Annotated in this window: 13 protein-coding genes; 12 read left to right on the forward strand and 1 reads right to left on the reverse strand. The window is 64.6% G+C overall.

Annotation, left to right across the window (positions count from 1 at the left end):
- Positions 1–7 precede the first annotated feature (7 nt).
- The 9 genes from AC1DSJ_RS05465 to AC1DSJ_RS05505 all read left to right on the forward strand — a co-directional run bounded on the left by AC1DSJ_RS05465 (position 8) and on the right by AC1DSJ_RS05505 (position 10,540).
- Positions 8–778, forward strand: a complete 771-nt coding sequence (locus AC1DSJ_RS05465) for a class I SAM-dependent methyltransferase (protein WP_342066749.1) — start codon at positions 8–10, stop codon at positions 776–778.
- A 143-nt stretch (positions 779–921) separates the two neighbouring features.
- Positions 922–1,674, forward strand: coding sequence for a GntR family transcriptional regulator (locus AC1DSJ_RS05470; RefSeq protein WP_441371529.1), 753 nt, complete (start codon positions 922–924; stop codon positions 1,672–1,674).
- Positions 1,625–2,941: a malonyl-CoA decarboxylase domain-containing protein gene (locus AC1DSJ_RS05475; RefSeq protein ID WP_441371530.1), complete on the forward strand. Its 1,317-nt coding sequence runs from the start codon at positions 1,625–1,627 to the stop codon at positions 2,939–2,941. The genes AC1DSJ_RS05470 and AC1DSJ_RS05475 overlap by 50 nt, the downstream gene beginning before the upstream one ends.
- A 45-nt stretch (positions 2,942–2,986) precedes the next feature.
- Positions 2,987–3,778 carry an enoyl-CoA hydratase/isomerase family protein gene (locus AC1DSJ_RS05480; RefSeq protein ID WP_441371531.1) on the forward strand — a complete coding sequence of 264 codons (792 nt, stop codon included), beginning with the start codon at positions 2,987–2,989 and terminating at the stop codon, positions 3,776–3,778.
- Between the two features lie 5 nt (positions 3,779–3,783).
- Entirely contained in the window at positions 3,784–5,325 is a 1,542-nt protein-coding gene (locus AC1DSJ_RS05485) for a malonate--CoA ligase (protein ID WP_476760274.1), read from the forward strand.
- Positions 5,326–5,489: 164 nt separating this feature from the next.
- Positions 5,490–6,461: a Bug family tripartite tricarboxylate transporter substrate binding protein gene (locus tag AC1DSJ_RS05490; protein ID WP_346550628.1), complete on the forward strand. Its 972-nt coding sequence runs from the start codon at positions 5,490–5,492 to the stop codon at positions 6,459–6,461.
- 79 nt (positions 6,462–6,540) lie between these two features.
- The gene (locus AC1DSJ_RS05495) at positions 6,541–7,041 is read left to right on the forward strand and encodes a sigma-70 family RNA polymerase sigma factor (protein ID WP_054426733.1); all 501 of its coding nucleotides are present in this window, start codon (positions 6,541–6,543) and stop codon (positions 7,039–7,041) included.
- Positions 7,038–8,006 carry a FecR domain-containing protein gene (locus AC1DSJ_RS05500; protein WP_441371533.1) on the forward strand — a complete coding sequence of 323 codons (969 nt, stop codon included), beginning with the start codon at positions 7,038–7,040 and terminating at the stop codon, positions 8,004–8,006. Before AC1DSJ_RS05495 ends, AC1DSJ_RS05500 begins: the two co-directional genes overlap by 4 nt.
- Before the next feature lie 92 nt (positions 8,007–8,098).
- Positions 8,099–10,540 carry a TonB-dependent siderophore receptor gene (locus AC1DSJ_RS05505; protein ID WP_427948608.1) on the forward strand — a complete coding sequence of 814 codons (2,442 nt, stop codon included), beginning with the start codon at positions 8,099–8,101 and terminating at the stop codon, positions 10,538–10,540.
- Between the two features lie 8 nt (positions 10,541–10,548).
- On the opposite strand, the gene AC1DSJ_RS05510 is transcribed toward AC1DSJ_RS05505, so the two are convergent.
- Positions 10,549–11,505 carry an aldo/keto reductase gene (locus tag AC1DSJ_RS05510; protein ID WP_476760275.1) on the reverse strand — a complete coding sequence of 319 codons (957 nt, stop codon included), beginning with the start codon at positions 11,503–11,505 and terminating at the stop codon, positions 10,549–10,551.
- A 262-nt stretch (positions 11,506–11,767) separates the two neighbouring features.
- On the opposite strand from AC1DSJ_RS05510, the gene AC1DSJ_RS05515 reads away from it, so the two are divergent.
- From AC1DSJ_RS05515 to AC1DSJ_RS05525, 3 genes are all read left to right on the forward strand, one after another.
- Entirely contained in the window at positions 11,768–12,739 is a 972-nt protein-coding gene (locus tag AC1DSJ_RS05515; protein WP_054426450.1) for an ABC transporter substrate-binding protein, read from the forward strand.
- 248 nt (positions 12,740–12,987) lie between these two features.
- Complete coding sequence (locus AC1DSJ_RS05520; RefSeq protein WP_054426448.1) at positions 12,988–13,878, forward strand: ABC transporter permease; 891 nt, start codon at positions 12,988–12,990, stop codon at positions 13,876–13,878.
- A gap of 1 nt (position 13,879) precedes the next feature.
- Positions 13,880–14,674: an ABC transporter ATP-binding protein gene (locus AC1DSJ_RS05525; protein WP_054426446.1), complete on the forward strand. Its 795-nt coding sequence runs from the start codon at positions 13,880–13,882 to the stop codon at positions 14,672–14,674.
- Positions 14,675–14,711: the final 37 nt, after the last annotated feature.

The raw sequence follows: 14,711 nt of genomic DNA on the forward strand, positions 1-14,711 counted from the left end.
TCCCGCCATGCATAAATCGAACTTCCCCTCTGAACTTGATCAGCCGACGCTGTCCGAAGTGGACGGCGTGCGCTATTTGCACTTCAACACCGAATGGGTTCAGGGCGCCATGCGCATCAAGAACCCGTCGGAACTGGTGTTGGAATACACCGGCCAGATGATGGCCTGGCTGCTGTTCCTGGAGCCGCCCAAGGAAGAAGCCATCGGCATGCTGGGCCTGGGCGCGGGGTCGCTTGTGCGGTACTGCGTCAAGCACACGCGCAGCCCCTTGCTGGCGGTGGAGTGGAACCCGCGCGTGACGGCGGCCTGCCACATGTTCTTCCGGCTGCCGGGGGCCAACCGGCTGGAAGTCGAGCACGCGGACGCGGGCGCCTGGGTGGCCGACCCCATGAACGCGGGGCGTTGCCCGGTGCTGATGGTTGACCTGTACGACGCGGCCGCCGAAGGGCCGGTGCGCGACAGCGTGAAGTTCTACCGCGATTGCCGCCGTGTGCTGGGTGATGTCGGCGTGCTGGCCGTGAACCTGTTCGGCCGCCACGAGAGCTTTGGCAAGAACATCGACAACCTGTCCAAGGCGTTTGACGACCGCGTGCTGCTGCTGCCCGAGGTCGACGCGGGCAACCAGATCGTGCTGGCCTTTTCCGGGCCGCGCCTGGCCGTGACCCCGGCAGACCTGCTGGCGCGGGCCGAGGTCGTGGAATCGAAGTACGGCCTGCCGGCGCGCCGCTGGGCGCGGGCGCTGACCCGCCACGCCGTGGACGGCGTGCTGCATTTCTAAGACCATCGCCCGGCGTTCTGCCGGGCGTGTTTCCCTATTAGGGTAGGTACGGGGGCGGAAGGGGGTTTACCTTTTTCCGTGGCGGGCTCTATCATGGCCTTATTCATAATTATGAATTACGGCGCAGTTCAAGCCGTTCATCCATGAGCCAACCCATCGTCCGTCAAGCCCTGTACCTGGAAGTCGCGGATCGCCTGCGCGCCATGATCCATGCGCGCGCGCTCAGCAATGGCGAATGGATCGACGAGCTTCGGCTAGCAGGCGAAATGGGCATTTCGCGCACCCCGTTGCGCGAGGCCCTGAAAGTGCTGGCCACCGAAGGGCTGGTGCGGTTGGAGCCGCGCCGCGGCTGCTTCGTCAATGAACTGTCCACGCAAGATCTGGAAGACATCTTCCCGCTGATGGCCATGCTGGAAGGGCGCTGCGCCTTCGAGGCCGCCCGCAAGGCCACCGACGCGGAGCTGGCGGCGCTGGAGCCGCTGCACGCCGAACTGGCGGGCCACGCCCAGGCCGGCCGCATCGACGCCTATTACCAAACCAACTACCTGATCCATGAAGCCGTGCAGGCGCTGGCCGGCAACCAATGGTTGTCCGATATGGTCGGCAATCTGCGCAAGGTGCTGAGCCTGTCGCGGCACCGCAGCCTGGCGCGGCCGGGGCGCATCCAACAATCCTGCACCGAACACCTGGCCATTTTCGACGCGCTGAAGGCGCACGACAGCGAAGCCGCGCAGGCGCTCGCCCACTCCCATCTGATGCGGCAGCTGGAAGCGCTGCGCGTGTTGGCCAATGAAGACGCCGCCGATCCGGCGTTATCCGATCCCATCGTTATCCAGGAGCCCGCCCATGTCCGACCCCGCCAATCTCGCGCCCGCGCGGGGCGCACGCACGCCTGAGCCCGAGGCCGAACTGATCGACGCCGCAACGGCGGCCGAAAGCGCCAGCCTGATGACGCGGCTGGGCCGCTTGTGGGAACGCGGCCGCCTGCCCAGCGAATCCGAAGTCCGGCGTCTGTTCGAAGCGCGCCTGACCGACGTAGCCGCCAACAAGCTGGCGCGCCGCTGGTGCGAGCAATACAGCGCGGCCGACGGCAAAGACCGCCGGCTGATGCTGGCCGCCTTGGCGCAGGTGCGCGCAACTTACGCGGGCGACGGCGGCGAGGGCACGCGCCTCTTCAAACGATTCAATGGCTTGCCGCAGGGCTTGCGCTTCCTGGTGGAATTGCGGGCCGACATGGTGCGCTGGCGCAAACAGGTATCCGGCATTCAGGGGCTGGACAAGGAACTGGAAGCGCTGCTGTCGGCGTGGTTCGATGTGGGCCTGCTGGAGCTGCGTCCGCTGACGTGGGATTCGCCCGCGTCGCTGCTGGAAAAGCTGATCCTGTATGAAGCGGTGCACGAGATCAAATCCTGGGATGATCTGCGCCGCCGCGTGTCGCCCGACCGCCGCTGCTACGCCTACTTCCATCCGCAAATGCCGGGCGTGCCGTTGATTTTTGTGGAAGTCGCATTCGCCAGCCAGATGGCCGACAACGTGCAGGTGCTGCTGGACAGCACGCTGCCGCCGCAGGATCTGGACAAGGCGCGCTGGGCAATCTTCTATTCCATTTCGAATACGCAGCCGGGCTTGAAGGGCATCAGCTTTGGCAACTTCCTGCTCAAGCGCGTGGTGGAACAATTGCTGGAAGAGCTGCCCAAGCTGAAGGCGTTTGCGACGTTGTCGCCGATTCCCGGGTTCTCGGATTGGCTGGGCAAGCTGGATGCTGACGCCGTGGAAGCCATCGTGCGCGAAGACAAGTCGCGCGCCAAGGACCGCAAGCGCGAAGGCGTGCCGGACGGCCAACGCTGGGTGGCCCGCCTGGCCACGGCCGCGCAGGGCAAGACGTCAGATGTGGTCAAGCGTGCGGGCTTCAAGCTGGCGGCGACGTATCTGCAATCCATGAAAAACGGTTTGCCGGTGGACGCCGTGGCGCGCTTTCACTTGGGCAATGGCGCGCGCATCGAACGCCTGAACTGGGCGGCGGACACGTCGCCCAAGGGCCTCAAGCAATCGTGCGCGCTGATGGTCAATTACCTGTATGACCTGGACGAGCTCGATACCAACCTGGCGCGTCTGGGTGAAGGCAAGCCCCAGGTCAGCCGGGGCGTGGGACGCGTGGGCTGAACGCCGGATACACGGCGCCATCCATCCATAAGAAGGGCAGGGGACATGAAGGAAGACGACGCTGGCCGCGTGCGGCTGGAACGCGAAGGGGGCTTTGCCTGGGTGACGCTATCGCACCCCGGGCGCCTGAACGCGATCACGGTAGGCATGTGGGGGCAACTGCGCGACGTGTTCACGCAGCTGGCCGCCGATGACAGCCTGCGCTGCGTGATCGTGCGCGGCGAAGGCGGCAATTTTGCGGCGGGTGCGGATATCCGCGAATTCCCGCAGCAGCGCGCCAACATGGCCGGCGTGCAGCGCTATCACCGTGACATCCTGGCGCCCGCGCTGCAAGCCGTGGCGCAATGCCCGCATCCTGTCATTGCTCAGATTGAAGGCGTGTGCGTGGGCGGCGGGCTGGAAATCGCCAGCCAGTGCGACCTGCGCATTGCCGGCGCATCCGCCCGCTTTGGCGTGCCGATCAACCGGCTGGGCTTTCCCATGGCGCCCGACGAAATGCGCGGCCTGCTGGCGCTGGCCGGGCGCGCCGCCACGCTCGCCATCCTGCTCGAAGGCCGCGTGTTCGGCGCCGACGAAGCGCTCGGCCTGGGCCTGTTGACGCGCATCGTGCCGGATGAGCAGGTGGCCGACGCGGCCCGCCGCAGCGCCGAGCGCATCGCGCAGGGCGCACCCATCGCCGCCCGCATCAATAAACGCTTGTCCGCAAGGCTCGCCCAAGGCGGCGCCTTGACCGAAGCCGAATATCAAGATTATTTCTCCTATGCCGACAGCCGGGACCACAAGGAAGGCGTGCGCGCTTTCCTGGCCGGCGTAGACCCTTCCTTTTCCGGAGATTGACCAAGGTGAGCAACGCCAACCTCTATGCCGTCCTGCAAGGCGGCTTTCCCAAGGACCGCAGCAAAGTCGCGCTGGAAACGCCCGACCTGGAATACACCTGGGATGACATCGACCGCGCCACCGCGTGCCTGGCCAACCTGCTGATGTCGCTGGACTTGCCCGAAGGCTCGCGCGTGGCGGTGCAGGTGGAAAAATCGCCCGAAGCGCTGCTGCTGTATCTGRCCACGTTGCGCGCCGGGCTGGTGTACCTGCCGCTGAACACGGCGTACCGCGAATCCGAAATCGAATACTTCCTGGGCAATGCCGAACCGGCCGTGGTGGTGTGCGCCAGCAAGAACCGCGACTGGGTGCAACGCGCCGCCGACAAGGCGGGCTGCGCGCATGTTTACACGCTGGATGAAGACCGCACCGGCACCTTGCTGGACGCCGCCGGCAGCCTGCCGCAAACGTTCACCACCGTGGTCCGGCAGGCCGATGACCTGGCCGCCATTCTGTACACGTCCGGCACCACCGGCCGTAGCAAGGGCGCGATGCTGTCGCATGGCAACCTGGCCGCCAACGCCCAGGTGCTGCAYGAATACTGGGGCTGGCGCRRMGACGAYGTGCTGCTGCACATGCTGCCSATCTTCCACGTGCACGGCYTSTTCGTGGCCTCGCACGGCGCGCTGCTGGCCGGCGCCAAGATGATCTGGCTGCCCAAGCTGGACGCCGATCAGGCGCTGCATTACCTGCCGCAAAGCACGGTGATGATGGGCGTGCCGACGTATTACGTTCGTCTGCTGGCCGACCCGCGCTTTACCCGCGACGTGTGCGCGAAGATGCGCCTGTTCATTTCGGGATCGGCGCCGTTGCTGGCCGAAACGTTTACCGACTTCGAACAGCGCAGCGGCCACGCCATTCTGGAACGCTACGGCATGAGCGAAACCGTCATGCTGACGTCCAACCCCTACGACGCCAAGCTGGGCGAGCGTTTGGCCGGCACCGTCGGCCGTGCGCTGCCGGGCGTGCAGGTGCGCGTGGTGGACGATGCGGGCATCGCCTTGGCGCCGGGTGAAATCGGCAACGTGCAGGTGCGCGGCCCCAACGTGTTCTCAGGCTACTGGCGCATGCCGGAAAAGACGCGCGAAGAATTCACCGAAGACGGCTGGTTCAAGACGGGCGACGTGGGCCGCTGGGGCGGCGAATCCGCTGGGCGAGACGTGCCGGCCGATTACCTGTCCATCGTGGGCCGCAGCAAGGACTTGATCATCTCGGGCGGCTTTAACGTCTATCCGAAAGAGATCGAAACGCTGATCGACGACATGCCCGGCGTGGCGGAATCGGCAGTGATAGGCGTGCCGCACGCCGACTTCGGCGAAGCCGTGGTGGCGGTGGTGGTGCCCAAGAACGGCGTGTCGCTGGATGCCGCGGCGATGCAGCTTGAGCTCAAGTCACGCATCGCGAACTTCAAGGTGCCCAAGCGCGTGCACATCGTGGGCGAGCTGCCGCGCAACACCATGGGCAAGGTGCAGAAGAACGTGCTGCGCGAAACGTACAAGGCGCTTTAACGCCAGGCGAAGATGCCGGTCCCCAGGGGCCGGCATTTTTTTATCCCAAGGAGACCATCCCCATTCAATGTGAACGCAGTCCTGGCAGCTTCATTCCATAAAAAATCCAAGAGACGAGACGCACATAACCGCGCCGTCCCCATGATGCAGCAAGAGGAGACACTATGAGAGTTCGCACGACCGCCGCAGCCGTATTCGCCGTGGCAGCCCTGAGTGTTGGCGGTGTGGCCGCCGCGCAATGGCCTGAGCGCCCCATCACGCTGATCGTTCCGTTCCCCGCAGGCGGCGGCACGGATACCTTTGCCCGTCCGCTGGCCCAGCAACTGACCATGCAGCTTGGCCAGACGGTGGTGATCGACAACAAGGGCGGCGCAGGCGGCACGGTGGGCGCGGGCGTGGCCGCCAAGGCCCGGCCCGACGGCTACACCTTCTTCATGGGCGGCGCGCATCACGCGTTGGCCCCGTCGCTGTACAAAAGCCTGAACTACAACATCCAGAAGGACTTCGTGCCCGTTGCGCTGGTGGCGCAGCCGCCGCAGGTGGTGGTCATCAACGCTAGCAAGCTGCCAGTGAAGACCTTGCAGGAATTCATCGACTACGCCAAGAAGCACCCTGGCGAAATCAACTACGGCACGGCCGGCAAGGGCAGCACGCATCACCTGGCGGGCGAATTGTTTGCCATGCAGACCGGCATCAAGTTGGTTGATGTGCCATATCAGGGGGCAGGACCTATGTTGTCGGCGCTGATCGGCGGCCAGGTGGATCTGGCGTTTGACGGGCTGGGGTCGTCGTCGGGCCATATTCGCGCTGGCGTCATCAAGCCCCTGGCCGTGGCCGCGACCGAACGCTCGGCTTCGTTGCCCGACGTGCCGACCGCCGCCGAAGCAGGCGTGCCGAATTACGTCGTGTCGACCTGGTACGCCATCTGGGCGCCCGCCGGCACGCCGAAGGAAGCGGTCGACAAGATGGCGGTGGAAATCACCAAGGCCTTGAACACGCCGAAGCTCAAGGAAACCTGGGCCGGTAACGGTTCTGCGGTGCCGACATTGACGGGCGCTGACTTCGGTAAGTTCGTCGATAGCGAGGTGGATCGCTGGGCGAAAGTCGTGAAAGATTCCGGGGTGAAGCTGGATTGATGCGTTTGCCGGACCGGATTCATATTACTATTGATAATCGTTATCATTGGTAAATCTGCTTTCCGGTCCGTCGAACGTCATGAATCAAAGCGGTACGCCTGCCCCCATCGAAGGGCTCTATATTCAGCATCAATCCTGGCTGCGCGACTGGCTGCGCAGAAAGACGGGCTGCCCATTCGATGCGGCCGACCTGACCCACGACACCTATCTGAAAGTGCTGGTCCGCGAGGACGACACGCGCGCCCTGCGCGAGCCGCGCGCGTATCTGACGACTATTGCGCACGGCTTGATGGTGAATCTGTTTCGCCGCCGCGATATCGAACGCGCCTATCTGGACAGCCTGGCGCTGGTGGAGGACGCGCACGCGCCTTCGCCCGAACGCCGCGCCCTGGCATTGGAAGCGTTGCTGGAAATTGACCGGCTGCTTGACGGGCTGCCCGCCAAGGTGCGCAAGGCGTTTCTGCTATCGCAGCTGGAAGGGCTGCGCCACGGCGAGATCGCGGAACGCATGGCGGTGTCGGTGAGCTCGGTGCGCCAGTATCTGGCGCGCGCCATGCAGCATTGCCTGGCGGCGTGGTGAGCGCGCGCGCCACGGGGCGGGTGGAATTGCCGCCCGCCGTCATCCGAGAAGCCAGCAACTGGTTTGTGCGCCTGGGCGCCGAAGAGGCCACGCCGACCGATGGCGCGGCCTGTCGCCGCTGGATCGACGCCGACCCCTTGCATCGCCTGGCATGGGAACGCGTGGAAATGCTGGGGCGCCAATTCGGTCAGGTTGACCCCCAAGCCGGTTTGGCGGCGCTGGACCGCCTGCCATCCCGTGGCCGGCGTCAGGCGCTGAAGGCCTTGTCGCTGGTGCTGGGGGCGGGCGGGCTGGCGGCGGCGGGCTTGCCGTGGCGCGCCTGGAGCGCCGACTTCACCACATCGGTGGGGGAACGGCGCGTCGCCACGCTGGCCGACGGCACGGTGCTTAGCCTGAACACGGACAGCGCGGCCGACGTGCAGTTTGACGGCTTGCTTCGCCAGATCGTGTTGCGCCGGGGCGAGCTGCATATTGCGTCGCACGCCGATCCGCACGCGCCTGCGCGGCCCTTGGTCGTGGCCACGCCCCTGGGCCGCATCACCGCGCTAGGCACGCGCTTTGTCGTGCGCTTGTTGGACGACGAGGCCTGGGTGGCGGTGACCGACGGCGCCGTCAGAATCGAACCGATCTCAGGCGGCGCGGGCGCGGCGCGCGTGGTGGACTCGGGCGCCGGTACGCATTTTGATGCGCGCGCGGTGCAAGCCGCCCGCCCCGCGCCCCATGCCGACGACTGGGTGCAAGGCGCGCTGTACGCCGATGCCATGCGGCTGGATGCCTTCGTTGATGCGCTCAGCCGGCATCGCAAGGGCAGGCTTGTGTGCGACCCGGCCGTGGCGGGCTTGCGTATCTCGGGCTCGTACCCGCTGGGCGACACCGACCGCATCCTGGCCGCCGTTGAACGCGCGCTGCCCGTGCGCGTCGATCGGTTCACACGCTACTGGGTAACGATCCGCCCGCGAGGGTGATTCAAAGAATTTTCTGCGCGGCCCTGTCACTTTTGCATTCTCGATTGGCATACGGGTGAAGCCTCGATTTTCTTCGCCTGGAACCCAACGAAATGTCTCTGCCGTTTTTCCCCTCTCATTGCTCAGCGCCAGCGGGTTTGCGCTTGAAGGCGTTTGCCGCGCTGGTGCTGGCCGCCATGGCGGGCGCCGCGCTGTCACCCATGACGGTGCAGGCGCAACCCCGCGCCGCCAATACGATCCGCCATTCCGTGACCATTCCGGCCGGCGCACTCGGCGCCGCGTTGTCCAGCTTCGCCCAGCAGACGCAGGTGCTGCTGTCGTTCGACCCGGCGCTGACGTCAGGCATGGAGTCGGCCGGGCTGCAAGGCGGTTACGACATCGACCAGGGCTTCGCGGCCCTGTTGGCGGGGACGGGCCTGGAGGCCGTGCGCCGCGCCGATGGCGATTACCAGTTGCAGCGCGCGGGCGGCCCTCAGGCCACGCAGTTGGCGCCGGTGGTGGTGCTGGGCGCAGGCGCCACCACCGAAGGCACGGGCGATTACACCGCTGACTGGATGCGGTCGGCCAACGGCCTGGTGCTTTCCCAACGCGAAACGCCGCAATCCACCAGCGTGCTGACCCGCCAGCAAATGGACGACCGTTCCATCACGTCCGTGCGCGACGTCATGGAAAACGCCACCGGCATGAACGTGCAGCAGGCGGAGTCCGAGCGCCTGACGTATTACTCGCGCGGCTTTTCCATGGACACGTTCCAGTTCGACGGCGTGGTCAAGCCGCTGAACGGCCTCTACCAGTTTGGCGATAGCAACCTGGACCCGGTCATCTACGACCACGTGGAAATCATCCGCGGCGCGACCGGCCTGATGAGCGGCACGGGCAACCCAGGCGGCTCGGTGAACTTCATCCGCAAGCGTCCCACCCGCGAGTTCCAGGGCGACATCAAATTGTCGGCCGGCACCGAAGACACCTATCGCGGCGAAGTGGACTTGTCCACGCCGTTCAATGAGTCGGGCTCGGTGCGCGGGCGCATCGTTGGCGCCAAGGAACGGCGCGGCGACACGATGGATCTCTACAAGAAAAAGCGCGACGTGCTCTACGGCATTGTCGAGGCCGACATCGCCGACGCCACCACGGTCAGCCTGGGCGCATCGGTGCAGCGCACTCGGCCCAGCGGCATCAGTTGGGGCGGGCTGCCGGCACTCGATGCCGATGGCAAGCCGATCGATTGGCCCAAGGGCCAGGCCATGGGCGCGAAGTGGTCGCGCTGGGACACCGATTCGCATGAGTATTTCGCGCAGCTGGACCATGGCTTCGCCAACGGTTGGAACGCGCGTTTGTCGTTCACGCGCCTGGAAAACAAGTTTGACGCGCCGCTGCTGTTCACGTCAGACGTGCCCGTCACCATCGATGGTTTTTCCACGCCGCCATTGCTGCGTAAATTCGTGGGCGGCAGCGACCAGAACGTGGTGGGCGGTTCGATGGACGGCGGCTTCGATGCGTTTGGCCGGCAGCATCAGTTCAACGTCGGCTTCTCGCATTCCGATATCAAGGCCTGGAACCAAAGCTGGGACACGACGGATCAGGACACCTATCCCATTCCCGACGTCCACCACTGGACGGGCGACTGGCCCGCGCCCAACTGGGACATCCTGGCGCTGTCGCAAACCAACCGCAACAAGCAGACGGGCATCTACGGCACGCTGCGCCTGGGCCTGACCGAGCGGCTGCATCTGCTGACCGGCGCGCGTTGGACCCGTTGGGAATCCACCGAAACCAGCGGGGGCGTGACGGGCTATTCGCACACGTACTCCGAAGTCACGCCGTATGTGGGCGTGACCTATGACCTGAACGACACCTACACCGCCTACGCCAGCTACACCAACATCTTCCAGCCGCAGATGGTGAAAACGCAGACGTGGGACATGGCCGGCCCAGCCTATGGCCACAACTACGAGATGGGCCTGAAGGCGGCGTACCTGGATGGCCGCGTGAACGCATCCGTTGCGGTGTTCCAAACCGATCAGAAAGATGTGGCCGAGTACGGCGGCTACGACTACGCGCACGACGACGGCTGGTATTACATCCTGGACGGCACGCGCACGCGCGGCTTCGAAGCCGAAGTGGCGGGCGAAGTGATGCCGGGCTGGAACGTATTCCTGGGCTATACGTATCGCCAGTCCAAGGACAACAACGGCAAGAAGGTGCAGACGACCCAGCCCGAACAGCTGCTGAAGCTGAGCACGGCGTACCGTCTGCCCGGCGCGCTGAACAAGGTGACGGTGGGCGGCGGCGTGCGCTGGCAGAGCCAGACCAGCGCACAGACGTACTACGGCCTGAAGTCCGGTTCGATCGTGCAGAAACCCTACGCGTTGTTTGATCTGATGGCGCAGATCAACTTCACGGACAAGACGCAGTTGCAGCTGAATGTGCGCAACCTGGCCGACAAGAAGTACTACCGCTCGATGGGCTTTTACAACTCGGTCTTCTATGGCGAAGGCCGAACCGCGCTGCTCACGCTGACGCAGCGCTTCTAGTCAACGTGCTATCGCCAGTCGCTCGCCTGGCTGAGCTTGGCCAACTGGTCACGCGTCAGCGTCAGGCTGGCGGCCTTGACCAGTTCGTCCAGCTGGGCGATCGATGTTGCGCTGACGATCGGCGAGGTAATGCCGGGCTGCGCGATCTGCCAGGCGAGTGCCGCCTGCGCAGGCGTGCAGCCGGCGTCTTCCGAAACCTCGTCCAGCGCTTTCAGGATGCGGAACCCGCGCTCGTTCAGATACGTGTCCACAATCTTCTGGYCGCGCGCGCTCTTGCTGACGTCGGCGGCGCTGCGGTACTTGCCGCTGAGAAAGCCGCTGGCCAGCGCGTAGTAGTTGATGGTGCCCATCTGCTGCGTCTTCACCAGGCTTTGCAGGCCAGACTCGAAGGGCTCGCGGCTGTACAGGTTGTATTCCGGCTGGATGCTTTCATAGCGCGGCAGGTCGTGGCGTTCGGCGGTAATCAGCGCTTCCGACAGGCGCACGGCCGTGTAGTTTGACGCGCCAATGGCGCGCACCTTGCCCGATTCGATGTGCTTGGCGTATTCGGCCAGCGTATCGGTCAGCGGCGTATCGGGATCATCCTTGTGCGACTGGTACAGGTCCACGTAATCCGTTTGCAGCCGGGCAAGCGACGCATCCAGCGAGCGGCGGATGTAGGCGGGCGCCAGACCTTTGGCGTCGGGCCCCATTTCCATGCCGACCTTGGTGGCGATCATCACGCGGTCGCGCTTGCCGGAACGCTTTAGCCATTTGCCGATCAGCGTTTCAGATTCACCGCCCTGGTTGCCCGGCACCCACCGCGAGTACACGTCGGCGGTGTCGATGAAGTTCAGCCCGGCATCCACCAGCGCGTCCAGCAGCGAGTACGTGCCGGCCTCGTCAACGGTCYAGCCGAAGACGTTGCCGCCGAAAGTGAGGGGGGGAATTTGCAGGCCGGAACGGCCCAATGCGCGTTTGATCATGATGAGGCCTTTGGATGCGGCGGCCGGTCTTGGGGCAAGGGCGGCCGCGCGGATTTAGTATATTGGCGCCGCGTGCCCCGGCGTGGGGCGCGCCACTTCCGGCATGCACCATTTCAGGGATTCCCCCCAAATTCTTTTGCGTGGCGGCAAGTTAGACTATACGGCTTTACGGCCTGCGCAAGCCGTCGGGAAGCCGCCGGCGCCGCCGTAACCACGAACAAATACCCGACGAACATATACCAAGGGTTCAAGGAGCTAAGTAATGCTGATCGGAAAAAAACATTTTCTGACGGTTGGCGCCATGGCGCTGGCAATGGCTATCGCCGCGCCGGTGTCCGCGCAGCAGAAGTCGGTGGCGGTGACCGCCATCGTCGAGCACCCGGCGCTGGATGCCGTGCGCGACGGCGTGCAAGACGCGCTGAAGCAAGCCGGCTATGAACCCGGCAAGAACCTGAAGTGGCAATACCAAAGCGCGCAGGGCAACAACGGCACCGCCGCGCAGATCGCCCGCAAGTTCGTCGGCGACCGCCCCGACGCCATCGTCGCCATCGCCACGCCGTCGGCCCAGGCGGTTGTCGCCGCCACGAAGGACGTGCCGGTGGTGTATTCCGCCGTGACCGATCCCGTTGCCGCCCAGCTGGTGTCCAGCATGGATGCTTCCGGCACCAACGTGACCGGCGTGTCCGACTTGCTGGCGCTGGACAAGCAGGTTGAACTCATCAAGAAAATCGTTCCCAACGCCAAGCGCGTGGGCATCGTCTACAACCCGGGTGAAGCCAACTCGGTGGTGGTGGTGAAGAAGCTTCAGGAAATTCTGCCAAAGTCGGGCATGAGCCTGGTGGAAGCCGCCGCCCCGCGTTCGGTTGACGTGGCATCCGCCGCGCGCAGCCTGATCGGCAAGGTCGACGTCATCTACACCAACACCGACAACAACGTCGTCTCGGCGTATGAATCGCTGGTGAAGGTGGGCAACGACGCCAAGATCCCGCTGATCGCCTCCGACACCGACAGCGTCAAGCGCGGCGGCATTGCTGCGCTGGGCATCAACTACCGCGACCTGGGCGTGCAGACGGGCAAGGTGGTGGTTCGCATCCTGAAGGGCGAAAAGCCCGGCGCCATCCCGTCGGAAGTGGTCTCCAAGCTTGAGCTCTACGTGAACCCGGGCGCCGCCGCCAAGCAAGGCGTGACGCTGTCTGACGCCATCATCAAGTCGGCCGCCGTGGTTGTGAAGTAAAACGGCGCCGCACAAACCCCGCCATGCCTGCTAGGTGTGCGCGGGGTTTTTTTTCACCGATGCGCTTGACCAACTCCGCTTGCGGCCCAATCCGCAGGCGTGGCGGCGCTTTGGCAGAAAAAAAGCGAAAATGACGCGCCGGGAAACGTTTGTTGCGAAAGCTGGGGTAAAACTGACCCCCAAACGCAAGAAACCCGACGTTTCAAGTCTTTAATATGCACCATCCTTACCCTGATTGGATTTAACCCATGTCATTGTTCTCGTTGTTAGGCGCGTTGGAGATCGGGCTGATCTTCAGCCTGGTGGCCTTGGGCGTGTTTATCTCCTTTCGCCTGCTGCGCTTCCCCGACCTGACCGTTGACGGCAGCTTCCCGCTGGGCGGCGCCGTCTGTGCCACGCTGATCGCGTCGGGCACCGATCCGTTTTCGGCCACCATCATCGCCACCTTCGCCGGCGCTGCCGCGGGGCTGGTCACCGGCTGGCTGAACGTGAAGCTGAAGATCATGGATCTGCTGGCCAGCATCCTGATGATGATTGCGCTGTACTCGGTCAACTTGCGCATCATGGGCAAGCCCAACGTTCCGCTGATCACCGAACCCACGGTGTTCACCATTTTGCAGCCGGGCTGGATTGCTGATTACGTGGCGCGCCCGCTGATCCTGATTGTGATTGTGATTCTGGCCAAGCTGGCGCTGGACTGGTTCTTCGCCACGCAGACCGGGCTGGCCGTGCGCGCCACCGGTTCCAACGGCCGCATGGCCCGCGCGCAAGGCGTGAATACGGGCCGCATGATTCTGGGCGGCATGGCGCTGTCCAACGCGCTGGTCGCCTTGGCGGGCGCGCTGTTCGCGCAGACGCAAGGCGGTTCCGATATTTCGATGGGCATCGGCACCATCGTGATCGGTCTGGCCGCGGTGATCGTCGGCGAAAGCATTCTGCCGTCGCGCAAGCTGGTGTTGGCCACACTTGCCGTCATCATCGGCGCCATCGTTTACCGCTTCTTCATCGCGCTGGCGTTGAATAGCGATTTCATCGGCCTGAAGGCGCAAGACCTGAACCTGGTTACCGCGGTGCTGGTCACGTTCGCCCTGGTCATTCCGATGCTCAAGCGCCGCCTGGTCGGCAAGAAGGGGCGCTGATATGTTGTCCGCACAAGATCTGAAAATTACCTTCAACGCGGGTACGCCCATCGAAACCCGCGCGCTGCGCGGCCTGTCGCTGGAAATTCCGTCGGGCCAGTTCGTGACCGTGATTGGTTCCAACGGCGCGGGCAAGTCCACGTTCCTGAACGCCGTGTCGGGCGACCTGCCGATTGATTCCGGCCGCATCGACATCAATGGCGTGGACGTCACGCGTCAGCCCGTGTGGGCGCGCGCCGGCCGCGTGGCTCGCGTGTTCCAGGACCCCATGGCCGGCACCTGCGAAGACCTGACCATTGAAGAAAACATGGCGCTGGCGCAGATGCGCGGCGTGCGGCGCGGCTTTGGCCGCGCGGTGAAGGCGTCAATGAAAGACGGCTTCCGCGAACGTCTGGCCACATTGGGCCTGGGTCTGGAAAACCGGCTGACCGACCGCATCGGCCTGTTGTCCGGTGGCCAGCGTCAGGCAGTGAGTTTGCTGATGGCCGCCTTGCAGCCGTCGCGCATCCTGCTGCTGGACGAGCACACGGCGGCCTTGGACCCGCGGACGGCGGACTTCGTGTTGCAGCTGACGGCGCGCATCGTCGCCGAAAACCAGCTGACGACGATGATGGTCACGCACAGCATGCGTCAGGCGCTGGACGTGGGCGACCGCACGGTCATGCTGCATCAGGGCCAGGTGGTGCTGGACGTGTCGGGCGACGAGCGCCGCGGCATGGACGTGCCTGACCTGCTGCAAATGTTTGAACGCGTGCGCGGTGAAAAGCTGTCGGACGACGCGTTGCTGCTGGGTTGAAGCAGCCCCGGGGCTGACCGGCTTTACGCCGGCAGCC

This window comes from Achromobacter sp. 01N37, assembly GCF_056399725.1.

What these genes read in the sequence shown, in the direction of transcription:
- AC1DSJ_RS05495 (WP_054426733.1), top strand. Translation starts at nt 6,541, where the DNA reads ATGAATCAAAGCGGTACGCCTGCCCCCATCGAAGGGCTCTATATTCAG.
- AC1DSJ_RS05515 (WP_054426450.1), top strand. Translation starts at nt 11,768, where the DNA reads ATGCTGATCGGAAAAAAACATTTTCTGACGGTTGGCGCCATGGCGCTG.
- AC1DSJ_RS05520 (WP_054426448.1), top strand. Translation starts at nt 12,988, where the DNA reads ATGTCATTGTTCTCGTTGTTAGGCGCGTTGGAGATCGGGCTGATCTTC.
- AC1DSJ_RS05480 (WP_441371531.1), top strand. Translation starts at nt 2,987, where the DNA reads ATGAAGGAAGACGACGCTGGCCGCGTGCGGCTGGAACGCGAAGGGGGC.
- AC1DSJ_RS05505 (WP_427948608.1), top strand. Translation starts at nt 8,099, where the DNA reads ATGTCTCTGCCGTTTTTCCCCTCTCATTGCTCAGCGCCAGCGGGTTTG.
- AC1DSJ_RS05525 (WP_054426446.1), top strand. Translation starts at nt 13,880, where the DNA reads ATGTTGTCCGCACAAGATCTGAAAATTACCTTCAACGCGGGTACGCCC.
- AC1DSJ_RS05490 (WP_346550628.1), top strand. Translation starts at nt 5,490, where the DNA reads ATGAGAGTTCGCACGACCGCCGCAGCCGTATTCGCCGTGGCAGCCCTG.
- AC1DSJ_RS05465 (WP_342066749.1), top strand. Translation starts at nt 8, where the DNA reads ATGCATAAATCGAACTTCCCCTCTGAACTTGATCAGCCGACGCTGTCC.
- AC1DSJ_RS05470 (WP_441371529.1), top strand. Translation starts at nt 922, where the DNA reads ATGAGCCAACCCATCGTCCGTCAAGCCCTGTACCTGGAAGTCGCGGAT.
- AC1DSJ_RS05475 (WP_441371530.1), top strand. Translation starts at nt 1,625, where the DNA reads ATGTCCGACCCCGCCAATCTCGCGCCCGCGCGGGGCGCACGCACGCCT.